This is a genomic window from Lutispora sp. (genome assembly GCF_041687175.1).
Lineage (GTDB): Bacteria > Bacillota > Clostridia > Lutisporales > Lutisporaceae > Lutispora.
In genome coordinates this window covers 1-25,596 of the sequence record NZ_JAWLCK010000033.1, presented here as the reverse complement: position 1 = coordinate 25,596, position 25,596 = coordinate 1, and the positions used below count along the sequence as shown (strand labels likewise).

Annotated in this window: 27 protein-coding genes, 1 pseudogene and 1 other annotated feature; all 28 genes and pseudogenes read left to right on the top strand. The window is 35.7% G+C overall.

Annotated features, from left to right (window positions below; genetic code table 11):
* Positions 1-694: HrcA family transcriptional regulator (locus ACESM9_RS07105; RefSeq protein ID WP_372996716.1), on the top strand; the 694-nt coding region annotated here is incomplete at its 5' end.
* A gap of 39 nt (positions 695-733) precedes the next feature.
* On the top strand, positions 734-1,339 hold the full coding sequence (grpE, locus tag ACESM9_RS07100; RefSeq protein WP_372996714.1) for a nucleotide exchange factor GrpE: 606 nt from the start codon (positions 734-736) through the stop codon (positions 1,337-1,339).
* A gap of 35 nt (positions 1,340-1,374) precedes the next feature.
* Positions 1,375-3,198 carry a molecular chaperone DnaK gene (gene dnaK / locus ACESM9_RS07095; RefSeq protein ID WP_372996712.1) on the top strand — a complete coding sequence of 608 codons (1,824 nt, stop codon included), beginning with the start codon at positions 1,375-1,377 and terminating at the stop codon, positions 3,196-3,198.
* A gap of 29 nt (positions 3,199-3,227) precedes the next feature.
* The gene (dnaJ, locus tag ACESM9_RS07090) at positions 3,228-4,382 is read left to right on the top strand and encodes a molecular chaperone DnaJ (RefSeq protein ID WP_372996710.1); all 1,155 of its coding nucleotides are present in this window, start codon (positions 3,228-3,230) and stop codon (positions 4,380-4,382) included.
* 335 nt (positions 4,383-4,717) lie between these two features.
* Complete coding sequence (gene prmA / locus ACESM9_RS07085) at positions 4,718-5,656, top strand: 50S ribosomal protein L11 methyltransferase (protein WP_372996708.1); 939 nt, start codon at positions 4,718-4,720, stop codon at positions 5,654-5,656.
* Position 5,657: 1 nt separating this feature from the next.
* A complete protein-coding gene (locus ACESM9_RS07080) occupies positions 5,658-6,398 on the top strand; it encodes a 16S rRNA (uracil(1498)-N(3))-methyltransferase (RefSeq protein ID WP_372996706.1) in 741 nt (246 codons plus the stop codon).
* 15 nt (positions 6,399-6,413) lie between these two features.
* Complete coding sequence (gene mtaB / locus ACESM9_RS07075; RefSeq protein WP_372996704.1) at positions 6,414-7,724, top strand: tRNA (N(6)-L-threonylcarbamoyladenosine(37)-C(2))-methylthiotransferase MtaB; 1,311 nt, start codon at positions 6,414-6,416, stop codon at positions 7,722-7,724.
* 67 nt (positions 7,725-7,791) lie between these two features.
* A complete protein-coding gene (locus ACESM9_RS07070; RefSeq protein ID WP_372996702.1) occupies positions 7,792-8,136 on the top strand; it encodes a histidine triad nucleotide-binding protein in 345 nt (114 codons plus the stop codon).
* 130 nt (positions 8,137-8,266) lie between these two features.
* On the top strand, positions 8,267-8,443 hold the full coding sequence (gene rpsU / locus ACESM9_RS07065) for a 30S ribosomal protein S21 (protein WP_372996700.1): 177 nt from the start codon (positions 8,267-8,269) through the stop codon (positions 8,441-8,443).
* A gap of 20 nt (positions 8,444-8,463) precedes the next feature.
* Positions 8,464-8,907: a GatB/YqeY domain-containing protein gene (locus ACESM9_RS07060; RefSeq protein WP_372996698.1), complete on the top strand. Its 444-nt coding sequence runs from the start codon at positions 8,464-8,466 to the stop codon at positions 8,905-8,907.
* A gap of 220 nt (positions 8,908-9,127) precedes the next feature.
* Positions 9,128-9,622 carry an NfeD family protein gene (locus ACESM9_RS07055; RefSeq protein WP_372996696.1) on the top strand — a complete coding sequence of 165 codons (495 nt, stop codon included), beginning with the start codon at positions 9,128-9,130 and terminating at the stop codon, positions 9,620-9,622.
* Between the two features lies 1 nt (position 9,623).
* Positions 9,624-10,613 carry a flotillin-like protein FloA gene (floA, locus tag ACESM9_RS07050; protein ID WP_372996694.1) on the top strand — a complete coding sequence of 330 codons (990 nt, stop codon included), beginning with the start codon at positions 9,624-9,626 and terminating at the stop codon, positions 10,611-10,613.
* 40 nt (positions 10,614-10,653) lie between these two features.
* Positions 10,654-11,016 carry a hypothetical protein gene (locus ACESM9_RS07045; protein ID WP_372996692.1) on the top strand — a complete coding sequence of 121 codons (363 nt, stop codon included), beginning with the start codon at positions 10,654-10,656 and terminating at the stop codon, positions 11,014-11,016.
* Positions 11,017-11,107: 91 nt separating this feature from the next.
* Positions 11,108-11,380: a sporulation protein YqfC gene (gene yqfC, locus ACESM9_RS07040; protein WP_372996690.1), complete on the top strand. Its 273-nt coding sequence runs from the start codon at positions 11,108-11,110 to the stop codon at positions 11,378-11,380.
* Positions 11,381-11,392: 12 nt separating this feature from the next.
* Positions 11,393-12,571, top strand: a complete 1,179-nt coding sequence (gene yqfD / locus ACESM9_RS07035) for a sporulation protein YqfD (protein WP_372996688.1) — start codon at positions 11,393-11,395, stop codon at positions 12,569-12,571.
* Between the two features lie 63 nt (positions 12,572-12,634).
* Entirely contained in the window at positions 12,635-13,588 is a 954-nt protein-coding gene (locus tag ACESM9_RS07030) for a PhoH family protein (protein ID WP_372996718.1), read from the top strand.
* Positions 13,589-13,606: 18 nt separating this feature from the next.
* Entirely contained in the window at positions 13,607-15,637 is a 2,031-nt protein-coding gene (locus tag ACESM9_RS07025; protein WP_372996686.1) for an HD family phosphohydrolase, read from the top strand.
* A gap of 100 nt (positions 15,638-15,737) precedes the next feature.
* Entirely contained in the window at positions 15,738-16,244 is a 507-nt protein-coding gene (gene ybeY, locus ACESM9_RS07020; protein WP_372996684.1) for an rRNA maturation RNase YbeY, read from the top strand.
* A 36-nt stretch (positions 16,245-16,280) separates the two neighbouring features.
* Positions 16,281-17,333, top strand: a complete 1,053-nt coding sequence (locus tag ACESM9_RS07015) for a DUF3048 domain-containing protein (protein WP_372996682.1) — start codon at positions 16,281-16,283, stop codon at positions 17,331-17,333.
* A 4-nt stretch (positions 17,334-17,337) separates the two neighbouring features.
* Complete coding sequence (locus ACESM9_RS07010; RefSeq protein ID WP_372996680.1) at positions 17,338-17,742, top strand: cytidine deaminase; 405 nt, start codon at positions 17,338-17,340, stop codon at positions 17,740-17,742.
* Complete coding sequence (gene era, locus ACESM9_RS07005) at positions 17,699-18,640, top strand: GTPase Era (RefSeq protein WP_372996678.1); 942 nt, start codon at positions 17,699-17,701, stop codon at positions 18,638-18,640. Before ACESM9_RS07010 ends, era begins: the two co-directional genes overlap by 44 nt.
* Positions 18,641-18,649: 9 nt before the next feature.
* Complete coding sequence (gene recO, locus ACESM9_RS07000; protein WP_372996676.1) at positions 18,650-19,405, top strand: DNA repair protein RecO; 756 nt, start codon at positions 18,650-18,652, stop codon at positions 19,403-19,405.
* 29 nt (positions 19,406-19,434) lie between these two features.
* Positions 19,435-19,983 (top strand): DUF4342 domain-containing protein, encoded by a 549-nt coding sequence (locus ACESM9_RS06995; RefSeq protein ID WP_372996674.1) that lies wholly within the window; start codon positions 19,435-19,437, stop codon positions 19,981-19,983.
* A gap of 80 nt (positions 19,984-20,063) precedes the next feature.
* Positions 20,064-20,235 (top strand) — a binding site (T-box leader).
* A gap of 49 nt (positions 20,236-20,284) precedes the next feature.
* A complete protein-coding gene (glyQ, locus tag ACESM9_RS06990) occupies positions 20,285-21,178 on the top strand; it encodes a glycine--tRNA ligase subunit alpha (RefSeq protein WP_372996672.1) in 894 nt (297 codons plus the stop codon).
* Between the two features lie 16 nt (positions 21,179-21,194).
* The gene (gene glyS / locus ACESM9_RS06985; RefSeq protein ID WP_372996670.1) at positions 21,195-23,279 is read left to right on the top strand and encodes a glycine--tRNA ligase subunit beta; all 2,085 of its coding nucleotides are present in this window, start codon (positions 21,195-21,197) and stop codon (positions 23,277-23,279) included.
* Positions 23,280-23,436: 157 nt separating this feature from the next.
* Positions 23,437-24,126, top strand: coding sequence for a helix-turn-helix transcriptional regulator (locus ACESM9_RS06980; RefSeq protein WP_372996668.1), 690 nt, complete (start codon positions 23,437-23,439; stop codon positions 24,124-24,126).
* Between the two features lie 2 nt (positions 24,127-24,128).
* Positions 24,129-24,938 carry a pyruvate, water dikinase regulatory protein gene (locus tag ACESM9_RS06975; RefSeq protein WP_372996666.1) on the top strand — a complete coding sequence of 270 codons (810 nt, stop codon included), beginning with the start codon at positions 24,129-24,131 and terminating at the stop codon, positions 24,936-24,938.
* Positions 24,938-25,582, top strand: a pseudogene (locus ACESM9_RS06970) (PEP/pyruvate-binding domain-containing protein); the annotation flags it as partial. The gene ACESM9_RS06975 and the pseudogene ACESM9_RS06970, both read left to right, overlap by 1 nt.
* Between the last annotated feature and the right edge of the window lie 14 nt (positions 25,583-25,596).

Genomic DNA, 25,596 nt, shown 5'->3' with positions numbered 1-25,596 from the left:
GGCTATGACTAATTATGCATCCATTGCTATGGCCCCACAGTTTAGGAGAACCTGCCTCAAACATTTGCAGTTGATTAAAGTAGACAGCTACCATATATTAGCTGTAATTGTGACTGATGCAGGCATTATAAAAAACAGTGTTATAAGGACAGGAACAGATATTGAGGTAGATGCTCTTGAGAAAATATCAAATATGTTAAATCATAAGCTTGCAGGTCTATCCATTGAAGAGTTGGTTAACATGGATATTGAGGAAATTGATAGTGGTGTTAACTATAATGGAGATTATGAACAGATTCTTGCTATGGTTTTCCCTGAATTACTCCAAGCCTTAAGATATTCTCAAAGAGTGGAGATATACTCCGATGGTGCAGCTAACATTCTTGGCCTTCCTGAATATAACGATGTGCAAAAAGCAAAGGATTTTTTCAGTATATTGGATGAAAATGAGCTGTTGTATGATATACTGAAAGATGTTTCTGAGAGCACCTCTGTTATAATCGGCAAAGAAAATAAGATACATCAACTGAAGGATTGCAGTTTGATTACAGCAACATACAGCTATAACGGAAAAGTCATTGGCTCAATTGGTGTGCTGGGGCCTACTAGAATGAAATATTCAAAGGTTATCTCCATAGTTGATTGTTTAACTCAGAATTTAAATGATATTTTGGCCAAAATAGTTAAAACATAGATGGAACTTCAAAATATTAGGTGATAGGTGGGCTGATAGATGAAAAAAAATCAAGACAACGATTTGGTGAACAAAAAAAGGGATGAATTAGAAAAAGAAGAAGCAAAGTGTGAGCAGAACAATAATGAACAGAACAAGGATGGAATATCCTGTGAACTGGAGAAGCTGAAAGAAGAACTTACAGCTAAGGAAGAAAAAATCAAAGAATACGAGACTTTAATTGAAGAACAGAAAGACAGGCATTTAAGGCTACAAGCTGATTTTGATAATTATAAAAAGAGGGTTGCAAGAGAAAGGGAAGATATTTTTGTTGCTGCTTTAGAGGATATAATGGTTCAGCTTCTTCCTACAATAGACAACTTTGATAGAGCCTTAGATTCATTTAAAACCAACAATCTAGACCAGAAATATATCGAAGGTCTTGAAATGGTATATAAGGATTTCATGACGACTTTGACTAAGAATGGTCTAGAAGAAATAGAAGCTTTAAATTGTGAATTTGACCCCAATTTACATCACGCAGTCATGCAGACGGAAGCGGGGGAAGAAGACGAAAATCTAATAAAAGAAGTATTTCAAAAAGGCTATATGCTAAAGAATAAGGTTATAAGGCCATCTATGGTTAAAGTGGCTGTTAAGAATTGAAATTTAATGTTAAATCATGAGGAGGATGAACATAAATGGGAAAAGTTATAGGTATCGACTTAGGTACTACAAACTCTTGTGTTGCAGTTATGGAAGGCGGTGAGCCGGTAGTTATCCCTAATGCTGAAGGCAATAGAACGACCCCTTCTGTAGTTGGTTTCTCAAAAACTGGTGAGAGACTTGTAGGTCAAGTTGCAAAAAGACAGGCCATCACAAATCCAGATAGAACAATACTATCAATAAAAAGAGAAATGGGAACCAACTATAAGGTTAACATAGATGGAAAGGATTATACTCCACCGGAAATTTCAGCCATTACACTGGCAAAGCTGAAACAGGACGCGGAAGCTTATTTAGGAGAAACGGTAAATCAAGCTGTAATTACTGTTCCTGCATATTTCAGCGACAGTCAGAGACAGGCAACCAAAGATGCAGGTAAGATAGCCGGTTTAGAGGTATTAAGAATAATAAATGAACCTACTGCTGCTGCTTTAGCTTATGGTTTGGATAAAGAAGACAATCAAAAGATACTGGTGTTTGACTTAGGCGGTGGTACCTTTGATGTATCTTTGCTTGAACTGGGAGATGGCGTATTTGAAGTTTTGGCAACCAGTGGAAACAACAGATTAGGCGGGGATGACTTTGATGCCAGGATTATGAACTATATGGCAGATGAGTTTAAGAAGGAATATGGAATTGATTTGAGAAATGATAAAATGGCAATGCAAAGGCTGAAGGAAGCTGCGGAAAAAGCTAAAATTGAGCTATCAAGTGTTCTTCAGACAAATATAAACTTGCCATTTATTACAGCAGATGCTTCTGGCCCGAAGCATTTAGATATGACGTTGACAAGGGCTAAGTTTGATGAATTGACCCATGATCTTGTGGAAGCAACAATGGAACCGGCAAGAAAAGCCCTATCTGATGCAGGCCTTACAGTTGATAAGATAAATAAGGTAATACTAGTAGGTGGTTCTACAAGGATACCTGCTGTTCAGGAAGCGGTTAAGAAGCTGACAGGCAAGGAACCATATAAAGGAATTAACCCTGATGAATGCGTAGCATTAGGTGCAGCTATACAAGCAGCTGTTCTTACAGGAGAAGTAAAGGATGTATTGCTGCTTGATGTCACACCGTTATCACTTGGTATTGAAACTCTTGGCGGTGTATTTACAAAGCTAATAGAAAGAAATACTACAATACCTACAAAGAAGAGTCAGATTTTCTCAACTGCCGCTGACGGACAGACAAGTGTAGAAATCCATGTTCTCCAGGGTGAAAGAGAAATGGCTGCTTATAACAAGACTTTAGGCAGATTCCAGCTTACAGGAATAGCTCCTGCACCTAGAGGAGTACCACAGATAGAAGTTACATTTGATATTGACGCTAATGGCATAGTTCATGTATCAGCTAAGGATTTGGGAACTGGCAATGAGCAAAAAGTAACAATTACAGCAAGCTCAAATATGTCAAATGAAGAAATAGAAAGAGCTGTAAAAGAAGCTGAGAAATATGCAGCTGAAGATAAAAAGAGAAAAGAAGAAGTTGAAATCAGAAACCAGGCAGATAGCTTAGTATATCAGACAGAAAAATCATTAAAGGATCTGGGAGATAAACTAAGCCAGGAAGACAAAGCAAAGATAGAGACTGAGCTGAACAGCCTGAAAGATGCTTTAAAAGGTACTGATACAAATCGCATAAAAGAAGCTACAGAACAACTTACCAAGGTTTTCTATGATATTTCTTCTAAGATTTATCAAGCAGCCGGAGGCCAGGGTGCTCCTAATGCAGAGGGCTTTGGAACTCAGAATGATGATGGTACAATTAACGCAGATTATAAAGTTGATGAGGATAAATAGTATTTACCCCTCTGCAAGGTGGTGTTAACATGGCAGTTAAAAAGGATTATTACGAGGTTTTAGAAGTAGACAAAAATGCATCTGAAGAAGATATAAAAAGGGCATATAGAAAGCTGGCTAAGAAATATCATCCTGATCTTAATCAGGGCAATAAAGATGCAGAAACCAAGTTTAAGGAAATAAATGAAGCATACGAAGTATTAAGCGATAAGGAAAAAAGAGCTAAATATGACCAATTTGGCCATTCTGCCTTTGACCCTAATAGTTTTGGAGGAGGGTTCGGAGGTTTTGGCGGAGACTTTTCCGGTTTTGGAGGCTTTGGAGATATATTTGAGACAATTTTTGGTGATGGAGGTTTTGGATTTTCTACTTCATCCAGAAGGAAATCAGGACCCCGTAGGGGTAGCGATCTGAAATACGAGTTGGAGATTAGTTTTGAAGATGCAGCCTTTGGAGTGGAAAAGAACATAAATGTTACAAGAAATGAAACCTGTTCTACATGTAAGGGTACTGGAGCACAAGATGGGAGTGGAATTGAAACCTGCAAGACATGTGGAGGATCAGGAGAGGTAAGACATATTCAAAGTTCTCCTTTTGGAAGAGTTGTTAATGTAAGAACCTGTGAATCTTGTGGTGGGGAAGGCAAAATAATTAAGAACCCATGTTCAGCTTGCCTTGGTAGAGGAATAGTAAGAAAATCAAGAAAGATAACTATTAATATACCAGCTGGAGTAGATGATGGCTCTATTCTTACTTTGAGAGGTGAGGGAGAGCCTGGACAAAAGGGCGGGCCAAACGGAGATCTATATGTGTATCTGAAGGTTAGACCTCATAAAATATTCAAAAGAGATGGTTCAGATTTGTTTTGCGAAATACCTATAAGCTTTGCTAAAGCAGCTCTTGGAGGCAAGATAACTGTGCCAACCCTTGAGGGAAACACTGAATATACTTTGGAAGAAGGCACACAAACAGGTTCTACATTTAAGTTGAAGGGTAAAGGAGTTAAAAATCTAAAACGAAGCTCAAAAGGAGATTTGTACTTTACAGTTAAGGTGGAAGTGCCTAAAAGATTGACAGAAAAACAGAAGGAACTTTTAAGACAGTTTGCTGATGCAAGCGGTGAAAATATTATAGACTTAGGTAAATCCTTTTTCGGAAAAGTTAAGGATGCATTTGGAAAATAGATAGTATATTATATTGGTATAACAGGTAATAGCAGCCATGTTATAACCTAGGTATGTTTATGTGAAAATTGTCAATGAATCTTATGAGCTGAACCTTAGAAACAGTCGTATGCGAGGCAGGAAGCCGAGCAAGCTTTCCAGGTCACGGATGACCTTTGGGAAGCGTTAGACTTTTCTTAGGTTCAGTGAATTAGAGTCATCAATTTTCACATATTATACATGGTTATACATGGCTGCTATTAATTTTTATCAAATGTATATATTGTATTGCATGATACAATTATATATAATAAGTATTCAGAATCAAATAAATTAAATAATTGGAGAGTATAGATATGAATTATATAGAGGTTGCTATAGTTACAACTACAGAAGCCAGTGAAGCAATATCTTATATATTGGAGAATGAAGGTGCTTCAGGAGTTGCCATTGAAGATCCAAATGATTATATACTTATGAACAGGGATGAAAAAGGCTGGGATTATGTTGAGCCTGAGTTGATTGAATCTTTGGGTAATGATGTAAAGGTAAAAGGTTATTTTCCTGAAACCAATTATTCCGATGAATTATTGAATAGAATAAAATTCAGAGTTGATTCTCTGATAGAATATGGCCTTGATAAAGGTAAGGGAGAAATAATAACAAAGACTGTTAAAGAAGACGACTGGGCAAATGCATGGAAGAAATACTTTAAACCATTTAAGGCAGGAGATAAAGTAGTCATAAAGCCTACTTGGGAAAAGTATGAAGCTCAAGATAATGATATTGTGATTGAGATTGACCCGGGTATGGCCTTTGGTACAGGTAATCATGAAACAACATTGATGTGCATTAAGCTATTAGAGAAGTACGTAAAAAGCGGATACAAGGTATATGATGTGGGATGTGGTTCTGGAATACTAGGAATAACTGCTGCAAAATTAGGAGCGGAAGACGTTTTATGTGTTGATTTGGATGAGGTTGCCTGTAAGGTTGCTGATGAAAATGTTAAGGTAAATAGGGAAGAAAAAAAGATAGAAGTAAAAAACTGCAATTTATTAGATGCTGCAACTGAGAATGTTGATTTAATAGTAGCTAATATAATTGCAGATATTATAATATCTTTTACTCCACAAGCGTTGAGTTTTTTAAAACCTGGTGGTATATTCATATCATCTGGTATAATATCGGACAGAAGAGATGATGTGATCAATGAGCTGAATAAGCACCGATTCAGTATCTTGGAAATTAGCCAAATGGGTGAATGGTGCGCAATAGCTGCAAAGAGGGGTTAGTATGCATCGGTTTTTTGTTGATATAGATAATATAAAGCGAGATAGCATAGTAATTACAGGTGAAGATGTGGCACACATATCCAGAGTGCTGAGATTAAAAACTGACGATGAGATAGTTATATGTGATGGGCAAGGCATGGATTATTATGTAGCTATAGAAGATATGAATAAATACGCAGTAAGGACAAGGGTATTGAAAAAAGAACCTTCTAAGGCAGAACCAATGATAAATGTTATTCTCTACCAAGGCATTCCTAAGGGAGCAAAAATGGATGTAATTATTCAAAAGTGTACTGAATTAGGAATTAGCAAAATAGTGCCCGTTGTAAATGTAAGAAATGTTGTTAAACTTTCAGATGAAAAAGATGAAAGAAAAAAGGTGGACAGATGGCAGAGAATAGCACTGGAAGCTGCAAAGCAAAGTGGAAGGGGAATAATACCAAGGATTGAAATGCCTATAGAGTACGAAAGAGCATTGGATGAAGCAGCAGAACTGGATTTGGCAATAATACCCTATGAATTGGAAAAGAATAATACTTTGAAAGAAATCATTCATGGGAAAGATATTAGATATATGGGTGTTTTCATCGGACCAGAGGGCGGTTATGAGGATAAAGAAATCGCTGCTGCCTTAAAAAAAGGTATAAAGCCTGTAACATTAGGCCCCAGGATTCTGAGAACTGAAACAGCTGGGTCTACAGTTTTAAGCTGTATAATGTATGAGTTTGATGAGATGCAATAAATTGGGGGAAAAACATTGAATAAGGTAGCTTTTTATACACTGGGATGCAAGGTAAATCAATATGAAACAGAGGCCATGATGGAGGCCTTTGAAAATGCAGGATATGAAATTGTTGAATATGATGGTTACTCGGACATTTATATAATTAATACCTGCACTGTAACAAACATGGGGGATAGGAAATCCCGCCAAATTATAAGGAGAGCTTTGGATCATAATCCAGAAGCTTTTGTAGCAGTTGTAGGATGTTATTCTCAAATAGCTCCTCAGGAGATATTAGAGATACCCGGGGTAAAGCTTGTGGTAGGTACTAATGAACGCTCTAGAATAGTGGAATTAGTAGAAGAAGCTCAAAATATGGACAAGAAGGTTAGTGTTGTCGGAGACATAATGGAAATAAAAGAATTTGAAGATATGAGCATAAGGAACTACAAGAGCCGCTCCAGAGCTTTTATTAAAATTCAGGAAGGATGCGAACAGTATTGCACTTACTGTATTATACCCTATGCTAGAGGACATATAAGAAGCAGAAGGCCGGAGAGCATAGTAGAAGAGGTCAAAACTCTTGCAGACAGCGGATACAAGGAAGTTGTATTAACTGGCATTCATGTGGGTTCTTATGGTAAGGACTTAGGAAATATAGGTCTTATAGATATTATAAAGATGGTTCATGAAGTAGATGGAATTGAAAGATTAAGAATGAGTTCAGTGGAACCTATGACTTTTGACGAAAATTTTATATCCAGCCTTCCAAAGCTGCACAAACTATGCAGGCATTTTCACTTATCACTGCAAAGCGGTTGTGATGAAACTTTAAAAAGAATGAATAGAAAATATACAACCCAAGAATATAGAGATGTAGTGAATAAGTTGAGAGATATATACCCTGATGTTGGCATAACAACAGATATTATTGTAGGATTTCCAGGGGAGACAGATGAAGAATTCCAGAAAACCCTGGAGTTTGTTGAAGAAATGGCTTTTAGCAGTATGCATATTTTTAAATTTTCACCCAGGAAGGGAACACCAGCAGCGAAATTTAAAGGACAAGTGAATCCTAAGGTGAAGGATGAAAGAAGCAAAATAATATCTAAAATAGCAGAAAAAAATCATGTCAAGTTTATGAATTATTTGAAAGGCAAATCTTTACAGGTACTATATGAGCAGAAAGTTGATGAAAAAAGCAATTTTTATGAAGGCCTTACAGATAATTATATAAGAGTAATGGCTGAAGCTGCATATGATATTAAGGGTAAGATAATTAATACCAAGTTAAATGAAATAAAGGGAGACATTATGATAGGTAGCCTGGAAAAGATTTGGTAGTTAGAAGGATTTCAAGATGTTTTGTTGAATATTTCTCTAAGCCTATTTAGGGAGGTGATATATATTTATGAAAGACTGTATTTTTTGTAAAATAGTTAAGGGTGAAATACCTTGCAGTAAGGTATATGAGGATGATAAGGTGCTAGCATTTAATGATATTAATCCAGAAGCTCCGGTTCATGTTCTTATTGTTCCCAAGACTCATGTTCAATCTATAATGGATTTAAAAGAAGATGAATATCAGCTTATCGGACATGTTTTCAAAGTCACATCAAAGATAGCTAAGGATCTTAAGGTTGATGAGAAGGGATTTAGAATTGTGAACAATATTGGGGAAGACGGTGGACAGACCGTTCCTCATGTACATTTTCACCTTTTAGGCGGCAGAGCTTTGCAATGGCCTCCAGGTTAAATTAAAGCAAACCTTTTATTGACACCGAATTAGCATGTACTGTATAATAAAATATGTGTTTAATTTATCCCACTTTTTATGCAGTTTAATTTAACCTATGATTGTTACCAGCGGAGGGAGGGTGAGTTAGATGTCTGAAATTAAAGTAGGCGAAAATGAGTCTTTGGAAAGCGCATTGAGACGTTTTAAGAAGAAATGTGCTAGAGCTGGAGTATTGGCTGAAGTTAGAAAAAGAGAACATTATGAAAAGCCTAGCGTAAGAAGGAAGAAAAAATCCGAAGCAGCTAGAAAGAGAAAGTTTAAATAATATAAAAAGGGATGATTTAAATGTCTCTGAAACAAGTATTACTTGATGATTTAAAAGCTGCAATGAAAGATAAAGATAACATAAGAAAAAATGTTATAACTATGGTCAGGGCGGGAATATTGCAAATCGAAAAGGATAAGAAGATTGAATTGGATGATGAAGGTGTTCTCGAAGTCATAGCAAAAGCAGTAAAACAGAGGAGAGATGCTATTCCTGAATACGAAAAAGGAAATAGACCTGACTTGGTTGAGGATTTAAAAAGAGAAGTAGATATATTGATGGCCTACCTTCCTCAGCAGCTTAGTGAAGATGAGTTAGACAGCATAGTCGCTCAGACCATATTCGAAACAGGAGCACAAAGTGCCAAAGATATGGGTAGAGTGATGAAGGCTCTTATGCCAAAGGTTAAAGGCAGAGCAGATGGAAGATTGGTAAATGAATTGGTAAAAAAACATTTGAATTAAAACTGATGATAAACCTGAAATCTTTAGATTTCAGGTTTTGTAATTTTTGAAAGCATAACAACTTTTTAGGAAATGGCGTAAAAATCAGAAAGAATTAATAATAGAGGAATTAAAATAGTAAAATATATTATTAATAGAAAATGATGAAAAACTAATGTATAATGTAATTAAACCATATAAGATTTTTTCGGTGACCTTAATGTGAAAGGAGGTTAATATTTTGTTTGGGGACTGGACTGGACTAACTGTTTTATTGTATGTTTTAGGTTTGATTCTTTTGACTATTGAAGGCTTAGTTCCTGGATTTGGTGTACCTGGAATAACAGGAATAATATGCGTAATTATTAGTGTTGCATTGATAACATCCAATCTATATGAAGCATTGCTTTTGGTTATAGCTACTATTGCAATATTTGCAGCAATCTTAATAGTTATGTACAAACTTGGATACGGAAGCAAGTACTTAAAATTTCTTATACTTGATGCTGAGCAAAAAAAGGAGGAAGGCTATATAAGCTCAAAAAAAGAGCTTTCATATATAGGCAAAATAGGTATAGCAGATACACCTTTAAGACCTTCAGGTGTGGTCACCATTGATGGAATGCGTGTTGACGCTCAATCTCAAGGGGACTTCATAACAAAAGGAACAAAAGTGATTGTAACAGATGTGGACGGTATGAAAATTATAGTAAAGAAGTGTGAGGAGGAGATTTAGTATGGAATTAATTGTCCCTATACTTATTCTGTTTGCTATTATCTTGGCTTTAGCCGTATTCTTGAGTTTTGTCCCATTAGGTTTATGGATATCATCTTTGGCAGCAGGCGTCAATGTAGGAATATTCACATTAGTGGGCATGAGACTAAGAAGGGTAGTTCCAAGCAGAATAGTAAATCCTTTGATAAAGGCTAGAAAGGCTGGTTTGGGAGTATCTGTTAATCAATTGGAGGCTCACTATCTGGCAGGCGGTAATGTTGATAGAGTTGTAAATGCACTGATTGCAGCTCAAAGAGCTGAAATAGATTTGAGCTTCGAGAGAGCCGCTGCAATAGATTTGGCAGGAAGAGACGTTCTTCAGGCTGTTCAGATGAGTGTAAATCCAAAGGTTATTGAAACTCCTATAGTCGCAGCAGTAGCTAAAGATGGAATCGAAGTAAAGGCGAAAGCAAGAGTTACAGTGAGAGCCAATATAGACAGGCTGGTAGGTGGAGCCGGTGAAGAGACAATAATAGCAAGAGTAGGTGAAGGAATTGTAACAACAGTAGGAAGTTCTGAAAGCCATAAGGCTGTGTTAGAAAACCCTGATCTTATCTCAAGAACAGTACTAAATAAAGGCTTGGATTCAGGAACAGCTTTTGAAATATTGTCAATTGACATTGCAGATGTGGATGTAGGAAGAAACATCGGCGCACAGCTACAAACAGATCAAGCTGAAGCAGATAAGCGAATAGCTCAGGCTAAAGCAGAAGAAAGGCGAGCTATGGCAGTGGCGAAAGAACAGGAAATGAAAGCGGCTGTACAGGAGATGAGGGCTAAGGTAGTAGAGGCAGAAGCAGAAGTACCAAAAGCAATGGCAGAAGCATTAAGACAAGGCAAGGTAGGGGTTATGGATTATCTTAATATGCAGAATATACAAGCCGATACTCAAATGAGAGATTCCATATCCAAATCCGGAAAGAGCGAGACGACCAGCAAGGATAAAAAGTAAGTTCCTTATTGGAATTTAATATAAAGGCAGGGAAATAATATTGGAAGGTTTATTGATTGCTCTTCTAGTAGCGGCTGTTTCTAGTATTCTTGGCGGGAAAAACAAAGCCAACCCAAAAAAACCACCTTTAAATACTAAACCAGTTAGCAATAGAAAGGATTACAATAATAAATATAGCAGCGAAAGACCTAATGTAAAGCCAAAACAGAAACCCGATATGAATTATGATGTCAGCTACATTAACCCAGAGCCAGTGACAGAAAGAATACAAAACAACAATATCAAATACGAAGAAGTTGATATTGAGAATGAAGAAATTCTGGATATTGGATTAAGCGATATGCAAAGGGCTATAGTTATGACAGAGATTCTTGGCAAACCTATTGCATTAAGAAAAAAATAAGTAGTTCAAAATTGAACGCATGAGTGAAACCTCATGCGTTTTTTGTTCTAAAGAATAAGCTTTGTCATAAATTTATTATGAGGTGTATGTTATGAATTCAAAGTCTTATAAGATAAAAGAAAAGATATCTGATGCTTTGGAATTGCCCAAGGACATTACTTTAGACATACCAAAAATAACAGTATTAGGAACTGATAGTGCCTCTGTAGAAAATCATAAAGGAATAATAAGCTACAGTGATAATCAGATAAGAATAAATACAGGCTGTGGTATATTAACAATTTCTGGACAGAGGCTGGCTATAAAGTCCATAATACAGGAAGAAATAATCATAACAGGGAAAATAAGCAATATAGGATATTGATGAGGTGATGCTGTGTTTGTATTGAGATTATGGAATTATTTTTGTGGATATGCTATCATAATTGTACAAGGCATAAAAATAGAAAGATTTATTAACCTTGCGGTTGTAAACAACATATATCTTTGGGATATCGAAAAAATCGACTATACAACAATAAAGGCAAAAATAAACATTAAGGACTTTTTCAAGCTTAGATATATAGTGAGAAAAACAGACAGCAACATCCAAATAATAGAAAAGTGTGGAATGCCCTTTAAAATTAAAACCGTGAAGAAAAGAAAATGGTTTTTCTTTGGTTTAGGGGCATTATTAATCTTTATATATATACTCAGCTCATATATCTGGATGATAGAAATAGAAGGGCTGGATAAAATTGATGAACAAGCAGTATTAGAAAATCTTAGCCATGTAGGATTAAGAGAAGGAGTCAAAAAAAGCAAGATCAACAAGAGGGAAATCGAGAATCGAATGCTTATCCGAATGCCTGATTTGACTTGGATGGGATTGGAGATAAAAGGAACAAAAGCCTTCGTGACAGTAGTAGAAAAAAAGCCTGAGCCACAGCTCATAAATAGGGATGAACCTTGCGATATAGTAGCCTCAAAAAACGGCGTTATAGAAAAGATTCTTGTACTTAATGGAGATGGTGTAGTAAAGGATGGGGATACTGTAAAAAAGGGACAGTTGTTAGTGTCCGGAACAATTATAAGGGATGGTCTTCCAGAGCGTTATGTACATTCAATGGCGGAAGTTAATGCAAGAACCTGGTATGAAGATGTAGAGGAAATACCTTTTGAACAAGTAGAGTACAAAAAAACAGGAAGAACATTTACTACATATTCAATGGATATAATAAAGAAAAAAATAGAAAGGACTAAAAAAGTTCCTTTTGAAGATTATAATAAAAGTAGTAGGGACATTTATATATTTAGTTTTGGCAGCTATGTTTTCCCAATAAAACTTACTATAACTAAGTATGAAGAGCTGATGCCTTTGACTAAAATAATCGATGGTGAAGAAGCTAAGACTATATGTGAAGAAAGGTTGAATACTAAAATAAAACTCCAAATCCCTGAGGACGCAGTTATACTCAATAATAGAATAGAATATTTCACCAATGATAAATCTCTAATCGGAAAAATATACGTAGAAGTTATGGAGAATATTGGTGTTAAGGTTAAAATAGACTAGATTTTACTTTGGTAGGAGGAATATAACTTGACAAAGGACACTTCAGGAGAAAATGTTATTTTGATGGACATTCACAAAACTAAATTATTATTTGGGGACTACGATCAAAACCTTATATTGATTCAAAATGAGTTTAATGTAGATATTATTTTAAGAGATGATAAGTTAAGAATAATAGGTGAAGAAGAAAATGTTTCAATGGCAAACAAAGTTGTAAAGTTGTTGATGGATAAGCTTGATAGTGAAGGGGTTATAAGCAGTCATGCTGTGGATTATGCTATAAGGATGGTTAGAGATGGGGACGACAGAAAAACCGGTGATTTGAGTGAGGTAATAATAACTACAGCAAGAGGAAAGGTAATAAGAGCTAAAACCCTTGGACAAAGAAGATATATAGATTCTATAAAAAGAAATGAGGTAGTTTTTGCCATTGGACCAGCAGGAACAGGAAAAACCTATCTGGCCATGGCCATGGCAATAAAAGCATTTAAAAACAAAGAAGTAAATAGAATAATTCTAACAAGACCCGCTGTTGAAGCAGGCGAAAAACTAGGGTTTTTGCCTGGAGACTTACAAGACAAAGTGGATCCTTACCTAAGACCTTTATATGATGCCTTATATGATATTATGGGTGTAGAAAATTTCCAGAGGAATATGGAAAAAGGCTTGATAGAAGTAGCTCCTTTGGCATATATGAGAGGACGAACATTAGACGATTCTTATATAATACTGGATGAAGCGCAAAATACAACACCTGAGCAAATGAAGATGTTCCTTACCAGATTAGGCTTTGGTTCAAAGGCAATTATCACTGGAGATGTAACCCAGATAGACTTGCCAAGAGGTAAATTTTCCGGATTGAAACAGGTGGAGGAGATACTAAAGAATATTAATGGAATAGAGTTTATACATCTAGGCGAGAAAGATGTAGTAAGACATAAATTAGTACAATATATAATTAAAGCTTACGAGAAATACGAAGAAGAAAACATATCTGAAACCGATTTATTTGATTAGTAAGCACGGGGGTAAAGTATGGAAAAGGCAAAGAAGTCTAAATTCATGAGAGCTTCGATATTGGTATCTGTATTTCTAATAGTTTATGGCATACTGATGATTACCTCAGCTCCAAAAAAATACAGTTTAAATATCGGAGATATTGCTGATGTTGATATTGATGCGCCTGCTAACATGGTTGACAAGGTTGCTACTGAGATGATGCGTAGAGAGGCAGCTAATAATGTGCAGCCTATTTACAAGGTTGATCTTACTGTGCAGATTGAGCTAGAGAAGACAATAGAACAATTTTTTGACCAGCTTGAAGAACAAAGGAATAACGAAGAATTGAGCCTGGAAGAAAAACTTCGAAACATTGAAAATAACCACGCAATAGAATTGGACAAGGCATCCTATGAATTGCTCCTTACTTCTTCTCCGCAGGAGCTTATACAAACAAAAGAGAATATTAAATACCTAATAAACCAAATCTTAAATGAAAGACTTAGTCTAGAACAGATGGAAAGTAAGAAAGAAGAAATAGTTGAATTTTTTACTAAGTTGCCAAAGCAGAACAAGCTCAACGATATAGGAGCACAGATTGCTGTAACTATAATAAAACCTAATCTTCTCTATGATGAAGAAGAAACTGAGCTAAGGAGAGAAGAAGCGAGGGCGGATATAGAGGAAATATTGATTAAAAAAGGAACAAGGATAGTAAGCAAAGGGCAAGAAGTTAATGAACAACAGATACAATTGCTTAAAGCTTATGGACTTCTAAAGGACGAAAACGGAAAGGATATGAGGATAAGTTTTTCCTATGGTGCTTTGTTAATGGCAACTATGATAGTATTTTGCTTATATATTTGGCGCTTATGCCCAAATGTATGGACAAGCAATTCTGTATTGCTGATGGTCTGTATCAATATTATTATTACATTGATGATAGCGGTAGGAACAAGACCTATTTCTCATTATATGATGCCAATCCCTGCATGTGCCTTTATTGTAACAATTTTAGTAAATACCAGAATAGCTATTGTTACAAATATAGTTTTGGTTATAGCCATTGGTTTCTTGACGGAATTTAATACAACTCTAATGGTAGCTTTTCTGTTGTCCGGAGTATTAGGTTCTATAATAGTTGCAAAAACTCACCATAGAAGTATGGTCATATATGCTGGATTAGCTTCAGCTTTGATAAATACTATTTCCATAGTGAGTTTTGGTTTGATAAACAATATCGAGATCAAATACTATATATATGATGTGACCTATGGCATTGTAGGAGGAATCTTTACTTCAGTGCTCACAATAGGTCTGCTTCCCTTTTTCGAATCGGCTTTTGATATAATAACACCTACAAAGTTACTGGAATTGACTAACCCCAATCAACCACTCTTAAGGAGACTTATGATCGAAGCTCCCGGTACTTATTATCATTCCATATTAGTAGGAAATCTTTCCGAAGCGGCAGCAGAAGAGGTGGGTGCAAATGCTTTGCTTTGTAGAGCCGGTTCTTATTATCATGACATTGGGAAACTAAAGAGACCTTATTTTTTCAAAGAAAACCAAATGACACAAGACAATCCTCATGATAAAATTTCACCTAATCTTAGTGCATCAATTATAATATCCCATGTTAAGGATGGAGTAGAAACTGCTAAGAAAAATAAGCTTCCTTCGAGAGTAATAGATATAATAAGCCAGCATCATGGGGATACACTGGTAGCTTACTTTTATCATAAAGCTCTTAAGGCTCAAGGGGAAGAGACTGTAGAGGAAGATAAATTCAGATATCCCTGGCAAAAGCCTCAATCCAAGGAAGCTGCCATAGTAATGCTGGCGGATTCTGTTGAAGCCTTTGTCAGATCTCTCAGTGAGCCTTCAAAAGAAGAGGTTGAGAAAGGAGTAAGAAAGATAGTTTTTGACAAAATAAATGATAATCAGCTTAGCGAGTGCAGCCTAACACTTAAGGATATGGAAAGTATTATTCAGGCTTTTGTAAAGGTTCTTGAAGGCATATTCCACGAAAGAATTGAATACCCTGAGAATCTTAAAGAGATTTAATATATAATACAGCAAAGACATTAAAACTGATAGAGTAGACATACGAACTTAGAGCATAGAGGGAGACCTGACATTATACTGTAGGAAACCAAAACATTTAATGATTAAAGGAGAGGGTAGATTGGCAGTATTAATAGATAATAGACAGAACCATATTGATATATCCAGCGATAAGGAGATATTGGTGGAAAGGATTGTTAAAGCTGTTTTAGACTATGAAAAATGGGATGAAGAAGTTGAGGTAAGTATATCGTTTGTAGATAATAAAGAAATTCAGAATCTCAATAGGGAGTTCAGAAATATAGATGCTCCTACGGATGTTTTGTCATTTCCTATGTTGGAATATGAGGAAGGAAGTGATAATGAAGCTTATTCAGAAGAAGATTATATTGAAGCAGAAATACCTTTGGGGGATATAGTCATATCCACAGAGAAGGTCATTGAACAATCAAAGGAATATGGTCACAGTCAGGACAGGGAATTAGCTTTTCTGCTAGTGCACGGAATGCTTCACTTGTTAGGTTACGACCACATGAATGCTGAAGATGAACAGATTATGTTTAAAAAACAAGATGAAATACTGGACATGCTCAATATCAAAAGATAATCACTGACTATAATCTTATGTGGAAGAGGGGTTACAATGAAAACATCATGGAAACTTTTATTAATAATTATTGCCATTGCTGCAATGCTAGTTTCTGCTTGTCAGCCTAAAGAAGAACCGAAAGAGACTGAGGAAACCATAAATGTTGAAGAAGAACCAATAGTAGAACCGGAGCCTGAAATAGTTCCAGTAAATAAATATATATGTCCCCTTACCGGTATAGGGGTAGAACAAGAGGCGGACATAAAATATAGACCAGTAGCTGTTATGATAGATAATGAAAGAAGTGCCAGACCTCAATCAGGCATTACAGAGGCAGATATAGTTTTCGAAATGCCTGTAGAAGGTAATATTACCAGGTATATGGCAGTATATCACCATACACCTTCAGAAAAGATTGGTCCTGTAAGAAGTGCAAGGCCATATTTCATAGACAAGGCTTTGGAACTTGGAGCAATATATGTGCACTGTGGGGGAAGCCCACAAGCCTTGAAGGATATAAAGGATTTAAAAGTAGATGCCTTTGATGATTTGGCAGGTACTCCAGTTTATTGGAGATCCACAGACAGAAAGATGCCACATAACCTATACACCAATACAAAATTCATAAGAGAAGTGGCGCAAACAAAAAAAATAGAAAAGGACACTGCTCCTAAATATTTTAAATTTAGTGATGAATTTTTTATTCCTGAAGGAGGAAATGGTCAGAAAGTAGTAATAAACTATGATAAAAATTATAAGGTATCATACATATATAATAATGATGAAAAAGTATATTATCGCCAGATTAACGGTGATAATATGAAGGATAAAGAGAACAAAATGGATATAAAAACAACCAACATCATAATCGAAAAAGTAGGTATCAAGGTTTTAGACAGCGCAGGCAGACTCGCAGTTAGTAATATTGGCAAAGGAAGGGGTTATTTGCTGACAGGTGGAAAGCTTGTAGAAATAGAATGGAGCAAATCAAGCCGAAGTGGGAAAACTACATATAATAATCTAAAGGGAGAAGAAATAGTAATAAATAAAGGCATCACTTGGATTCAGGTAGTACCGGATTATACCAAAATCGAATTTGGAGAGTGATTAAATGGATTATGAAAATTTAATTGAGAAGGCTAAAGAAGTCAGAGAAAGAGCTTATGTCAAATACTCCAATTTTAAAGTAGGGGCTGCATTGCTGTGCAAATCCGGTAGAATATACACCGGATGTAATATTGAAAATGCTTCCTATGGTGCAACAATATGTGCTGAAAGAGTAGCATATACAAAGGCTATTTCGGAGGGCGAGAAGGAATTTGAAGCAATTGCAATTGTCAGCAGCGGCGATGGAATAGCATATCCCTGCGGTATTTGCAGACAGTTTATGTCCGAATTCGGTATGGATTTAAAGCTTATATTTACTGATGGGCATAAGATTGAAACTTATAGATTACATGAACTCCTACCTCATGCATTTACTGAATTTGAAGCTGAAGTTGAAGGAGGTAGTTGATTTGGATGCAAACTTCAAATCCGGCTTTGTGTCTATAATCGGAAGACCCAATGTGGGCAAGTCAACTCTCATAAACACCTTAATGGGAGAGCGATTAAACATAATATCAGAAAAACCTCAGACCACTAGAAATACTATAAGGACCATACTCACCCATAAGGATTATCAAATTGTTTTCCTAGACACCCCAGGAATTCATAAGCCAAAGCATAAATTGGGCGAATACATGGTTAGTGCTGCTGTTCAATCACTTAAGGGTGTAGATGTGGTGGTTGTGCTAATAGATTGTTCTACTCATATCGGTAGTGGTGACATATATATATTTGAATCAGTGAAAAATATAAAAACAAGAAAAATACTTGCGCTGAATAAAATTGATAAAATATCAAAAAGAGAATTAGAAGGCGTTCTGGCGAAGATCACATTATACGAAGATATTTTCGACAGCATTGTGCCTATATCTGCAAAAATGGGAAATAATACAGACGATTTGATAACAGAAATAGTTAAATTTCTACCAGAAGGTCCTATGTATTTCCCATCAGATATGATAACCGATGTTCCAGAAAAATTTATTGTTGCCGAGTATATAAGAGAAAAAATATTGCTTCTTACAAAGGAAGAAATACCTCATGGAACTGCAGTTGAAGTCACTTCAATGAAAGAAAGGGATAATAAAGATCTTATAGATATTGAGGCTACCATATATTGTGAAAAAGAATCCCATAAGAGAATCATCATTGGAAAGCAGGGATCCATGTTAAAAGCAATAGGAAGCAGAGCAAGGGTTGACATAGAAAACCTATTGAATTGCAAAGTTAATTTGCAGCTTTGGGTTAAAGTGAAGAGAGACTGGAGGGACAATCTGTCAGCTCTTAAAGCCCTAGGATTTAATTAGAGGTGTAATATGGCTATACTAAAGACCCAAGGTTTGGTCTTAAAATATACAGATATAAATGAAGCAGATAGAATACTAACTGTATTGACAAGAGATAAGGGCAAAATCAAGGCAATTTCAAAAGGCTGCAGGAGACCTAAAAGCAGCCTTCTGCCAAGCAGCGAGCTTTTTGCCTTTAGTGATTTCATATTATATAAGGGTACAAGTTTCTACCATGTAAGTTCAGGAGAACTTAGAGAATCCTTTTATGACATAAGAAATGATTTATTAAAGCTGTCCTACGCAGTTTATTTTACAGAATTGGCAGATACTGTGACAGATGAAGATATACCAAGCGAAAGACTATTTATAATTTTATCAAAGACACTATATTATTTATCCAGAAATGAAATACCAATAGGAATATTATCATGCGGGTACCAGCTTAAACTTATGGACTTAAGCGGTTTTAGACCACAGATTAAAAAATGTGTTAATTGTGGCAGTGAAGAGAATTTGCAGAAGTTCAGCATAAAATTAGGAGGTGCCTTATGTAATCTTTGCTTTGAGCATGACAAAAGCGCAATAAAAATTAGTGCAGGAACATTAGAAACAATTGGATACTTATTGTCCACACCAATTTCAAGATTAAATACAATAAAAATTGATAATACTATTTTTATAGAGATTGATAAAATCATTGTGGACTTTGTCCAAAATCATTTGGACAAAAGATTTAAATCCATGGATTTTATCAATAGTATAAAAAGCCTCGAAAGAGAATAATTCATTGGTCAATGAAAGGAGAATGCGGAGTGGACATTACGCTGGATAAAATAGACATAATTAGAGACAGAACCGGCGTTTCATATAAAGAAGCCCGGGAGGCTCTAACACTTGCTAATGGTAATGTGGTAGATGCATTGATAAATATTGAGGAATCTAATAACAAGAACTGGACAGAGACCATATCTGTTAAGGGTAGCGAGCTTGTAGACAAGTTAAAAACCATAGTCAATACAGGAAATATCAATAGAATAAGAATAAAGAAAGATGATGTTGTTATACTGGATATACCTGTTACAGCAGGAGCCATAAGTGCAGTAGTTATGCCCAAAATAGCTGCTATCGGTACTGCTGCAGCATTGCTGACCAAATGTACAATTGAAGTAGAAAGGCAAAATAAGGGAACAGTTAATGTTTCAGAAGCAATCAATACTACTGTAAGTAATGTGGCGGATAAAGTTAAAGATTTCGCAGATGATCTAAAGAATGCAACCCAAAATGTCGCTAACAATAGTGTGGTTGCAGATAATAATATTGATACTGGTTGCTGTCCGGAAATCAATACGGAATTGCCATAAAGCCTATTGACAAAAGAAAATGATTTTGCTAGATTAAATTACAAGAGTTATTTATGACTGTAATACAAATACAAAAGTTATTTATGGCTGTGATAGAGAGGAGTAACTATAAATACAATTTTAGAGAGCTGATGGTTGGTGAAAATCAGTATTGATTTATAGTGAAGGCACTCTTGAGCCAATGTGGATAAGAGGGCGGCTTTAGCCGACCAATAAGGGTGGAACCGCGGAAGTCAACCTTTCGTCCCTTGCAGGGATGAAAGGTTATATTTTTTATTACAGAAAGTTGGGAGGAAATGAAATGACTTTTCAAGAGATAATTCTAACATTACAAAACTATTGGGCTAAGCAAAACTGTGTTATAGCCCAGCCTTATGATGTGGAAAAAGGAGCAGGTACCATGAGTCCTTATACATTTCTCAAGGCATTAGGTCCTGAACCATGGAGAGTTGCATATGTAGAGCCATCCAGGAGACCTGCCGATGCCAGATATGGTGAAAACCCAAATAGAGTCTACCAGCATCACCAATATCAGGTAATACTGAAGCCATCTCCAGATAATATACAGGATTTGTATTTAGGGAGCCTTATGGCCCTTGGTATAGACCCTAAAAAACATGATATAAGATTTGTTGAAGACAACTGGGAAGCTCCAACTCTTGGTGCCTGGGGATTAGGCTGGGAGGTTTGGTTAGATGGTATGGAAATAACTCAATTTACATACTTCCAGCAAATAGGTGGTTTTGATTGTGAACTGGAATCTGCAGAACTTACTTATGGATTAGAGAGAATTGCCATGTATATACAGGAGAAGGATAATGTTTTTGACATTGAATGGGTTGATGGAGTTACCTATGGGGACTTCTTTAAGATGGCGGAAGTGGAGCATTCAAAATATAGTTTTGAAGTGGCTGACACTAAACTGTTATTTGATTTTTTCGATTCTTATGAAGCAGAAGCTAAGAGAGTAATAGAAGAAGGACTTATACTTCCTGCCTATGATTATGTTTTAAAATGTTCTCATACCTTTAATGTATTAGATGCTAGAGGCGCAATAAGTGTAACAGAGAGAACAGGATTTATATCAAGGGTGCGAAACTTAGCAAGAATGGTAGCTCAAGCTTATTTAAAACAAAGAGAAGCTATGGGTTATCCCTTGATTAAAAAGAAGGCTGACATTGATTCAGATAGATAAGAAGGAGGAGAGCGAAGTGGCTAAAGACTTAGTCTTTGAAATAGGTACGGAAGAAATACCTGCAAAATTTATGAATAGAACATTAGAGCAATTAAAAGAGATTGCAACAAAGGCACTATTAGAAAACAGAATTGGATATAAATCTCTTGAAACATATGGTACACCTAGGAGGCTTGTGCTTTATGTAAAAGACATGGCTGAAAAGCAGGAAGACTTAGAAACAGAAATAAAGGGTCCTTCAAAAAAGGCTGCATATGATAATGACAATAATCCAACTAAAGCTCTTTTAGGTTTTGCAAAAGGAAATGGGTTGGATATAAAGGATATATATATAAAAGAACTATCAGGCGTAGAATACATTTATGGCAAGAAGCATCTTGCAGGAATGGATACAAAGGAAGTATTGAAAACATTGCTGCCTGATATACTAACATCCATAAGTTTTCCCAAATCCATGAAATGGGGGAATAAATCCTTCAGATTTGCCAGACCTGTGAGGTGGCTAATGCCCATTTTTGGTGATGAACTCATTGACTTCAATAAGGATGATATAATCTGTAGCAAATTTACCAGAGGACATAGGGTTTTATCTACAGGTGAAATAGAGATAGATAGTGCAAATGAATACTTTGATAAACTTAGAGAAGGCTATGTGATTGTGGACCAGAACGAGAGAAGAGAGATAATCAGAAGGCAATGTGAAGATATTGCACGAGAGAATAATGGTAAGATCATACAAGACGATAGTCTTCTGGAAGAAATAGTATACCTGGTAGAATACCCTACCGCTTTGTTGGGAAGCTTTGAAGAAGATTATTTGAAACTTCCTAAGGAAGTCATAATAACACCTATGAAAGAGCATCAGAGATATTTCCCTATAGAAGATGATAAGGGGAATCTGAAAAATAATTTTATTGCTGTTAGAAACGGTGATGACAGCTTCATTGACATAGTGCGACAGGGGAATGAAAAGGTTTTAAGAGCAAGACTATCCGATGCTGAATTTTTCTATGAAGAAGATAAGAAAGTATCCCTCGAACAATGTGTAGAAAAACTTAAATATGTAGTATTTCAAGAGACCCTAGGGACCATATATGATAAGACTATGAATATAATGAATAATTCTTCTTACTTAGCAGGGGAATTAGGATTAGAAGATAGTCAAAAAACTATGTTAAATAGAGCTGCTTACTTAGCTAAAGCTGATTTGGTCACCAATATGGTTAAAGAATTTGACGAACTTCAGGGCATAATGGGAAGAGAATATGCCTTGGCTCAGGGAGAGAGACCAGAAGTTGCAAAGGCCATTGAAGAGCATTATATGCCCAGAAATGCAGGAGATAACATGCCTGGATCACTTATTGGGGCAATAGTAGGTATTGCAGATAGAATCGATACCATAAGCGGTTGTTTCTCCATAGGAATACAGCCAACTGGTTCTCAGGATCCCTATGCATTAAGGCGCCAGGCTATAAGCATAATAAACATTATTCTAGATAAAGAACTCCATATTAATCTTAACACTCTTGTAGAAAAGGCTATTTCACCATTTGTAGAGAAGAGAATAATCAAAGATGAACCATCAAAAGTAGTAGATGATATTATGGAATTCTTCAAGCAAAGACTGAAAAATGTATTATTGGATAAAAATTATGAATATGATGTTATTGATTCAGTATTAAAAGCTGGATTGACTGACATACAGGATAGTCTTCTGAGGGTTAAAGAACTTTCAAAGTGGAAGAGCCAAGAGGAGTTTTTAGATATAGCATTATCATTCAACAGAGTAAGCAATTTGGCTTCCAAGGCAGAAAGCGCAGATATAAATACCGAGCTTTTAGCTGAAGAGGCAGAAAAAGAGCTATATGATTCCTATATTGATGTACGCAGCAAATTTAATAAGGCCATGGAAAAGAAAGAATATGATAATGCATTAAAAACTTTGATGTTTATGAGAAAACCTATAGACCACTTTTTCGACAGTACTATGGTAATGGTTGAAGATGAGAATGTAAGAAGAAACAGATTAGCCATGCTTAAGGCTATAGAGAATATGATGATAAGGTTTGCTGATTTGTCTTTGATTGTTGTTAATAAATAAATCTTATGTGATGTAAAGGGTATGCATTTAAGTTTTTAGGTGCATACCTTTAATATTATTCTATACAATATATATTTCAATATTGCAAGACGAGTTTTTTTTATGATAATATACATATATGTGCTATATTATTTTTGAATTAGTATAGCACATATTGATGAATGATAATATAAATATATTATGGAAGAGGGTGAACCCTATAGAATTAACAAAAAGGCAGAATAAAATAATCGAGTTAGTAAAAAAATATCAGCCTATAACTAGCGAGCATATTGCTGAGAAACTTAACATGACTAGGGCAGCCCTGAGGCCGGATCTTACTATTCTTACTATGGCAGGTTTTCTGGAAGCAAGGCCAAAGGTTGGGTATTTGTACTCCGGTAAACCTTTAAATAATATGATTTCCGATTTTATCAAAAACTTGAAGGTCGAAAACATAAAATCCACTCCTGTCGTAGTATCAGAAGAGACCACCATATATGATGCGGTAGTTACTTTGTTCTTAGAGGATGTAGGCACTATATATGTTCATAACAGCGGCTTACTAACTGGTGTTGTATCAAGAAAGGATTTTCTAAAAGTAGCCTTAGGAAAGACTGACATTCACAAAGTACCGGTAGGGATAATAATGACCAGGATGCCAAACATAGCATATGTTAGAGATGAAGACAATGCATATGACGCAGCAGCAAAAATAATACAGCATGAAGTGGATAGTGTTCCTGTTGTAGAACCAGCATCCACTGAGAGTGGTAAAAAAGGTTACAAAATTACCGGAAAGGTATCAAAAACAAATATAACAAAACTTTTTTATGACTTATGTAACGATAAATTAGGAGGGTTATAATTATGGATGAAAAATCAATAATCTATGTAATATCCGATTCAATTGGTGAAACTGCAGATCAGGTAACAAGAGCAGCTGCGGCCCAATATGGAGGAACTGTAGGAGAAATAAGAAGAATACCTTATGTTAGTGAAAAACAGACTATAAAGGAAATAGTTTATGAAGCAAAGCAACACAATAGTATTATAGTATATACAATGGTTATACCAGAGTTAAAAGAATACCTTGAGAAAGAAGCTAAGGAACAAGGTGTTGTTTTTGTAGATGTCATGGGACCTGTAATTGATGCTATTTCTCATATAACAAAATCAAAACCCACCTATACTCCTGGTATCATAAGGCAACTTGACGAAGAATACTTTAGGAAGGTAGAAGCAATAGAATTTGCTGTCAAATACGACGATGGCAAAGATCCTAGAGGAATTAAAAAGGCAGATATAGTTATATTAGGAGTATCAAGAACTTCTAAGACGCCATTGAGCATGTATTTAGCCAATAAGAACCTGAAGGTTGCCAATATTCCTTTAGTACCTGAGGTAGAACCACCGAAGGAAATATTTGAAATTCCATCAAAAAGAATATTCGGACTTACCTCAAGCCCCAATAAATTAAATGTTATTAGGCAGGAAAGACTAAAAGCATTAGGGTTAAGTTTTGAAGCGAATTACGCCAATATGGATCGTATTCTTCAGGAGCTTGACTATGCCGAAAAAATAATGAAAAAGATTGGATGTCCAATCATAGATGTAACTCATAAAGCTATAGAGGAAACTGCAAGCATAATACTAAGGATAATGAAGGAGGAGAATTAATGAATAAACTGGTCTACAGTTTTAGTGAGGGTAAAGCAGAAATGAAGGATTTGCTGGGTGGCAAAGGGGCCAACCTTGCAGAGATGACAAATATAGGTCTGCCAGTACCTCCAGGTTTTACTATCAGTACTAAGGCATGTAATATGTATTATGAAAAAAATGAAGAAATATGGTCAGAATTATCCGATCAGATCTTCGAAAAATTATCAGAATTAGAAAATAAAGTTGATAAGAGGTTTGGAGACAAGGAAAAGCCCTTACTTGTATCTGTAAGATCAGGTGCTAAATTCTCTATGCCCGGCATGATGGATACTATATTAAACTTAGGGCTAAATGACGATACCGTCCAAGCTATACATAAGAATACTGAAAATGAAAGATTTGCTTACGATAGTTATAGAAGATTTATACAAATGTTCGGCGATGTAGTTATGTCTATAGAGAAGTACAAATTTGACAATATATTTGAATCCGTAAAGGAAAAGTATAATGCAAAATTTGATACTGACTTGAATGCAGAAGCATTAAAAGAAGTTGTTGATAGATATAAGAAACTTTACAAACAAGAAATTGGAACCGAATTTCCAGAGGATCCAAAAACACAGCTGATTTTGGCTGTGAAAGCTGTTTTCAGGTCTTGGAATATTGTTTAGTTTTC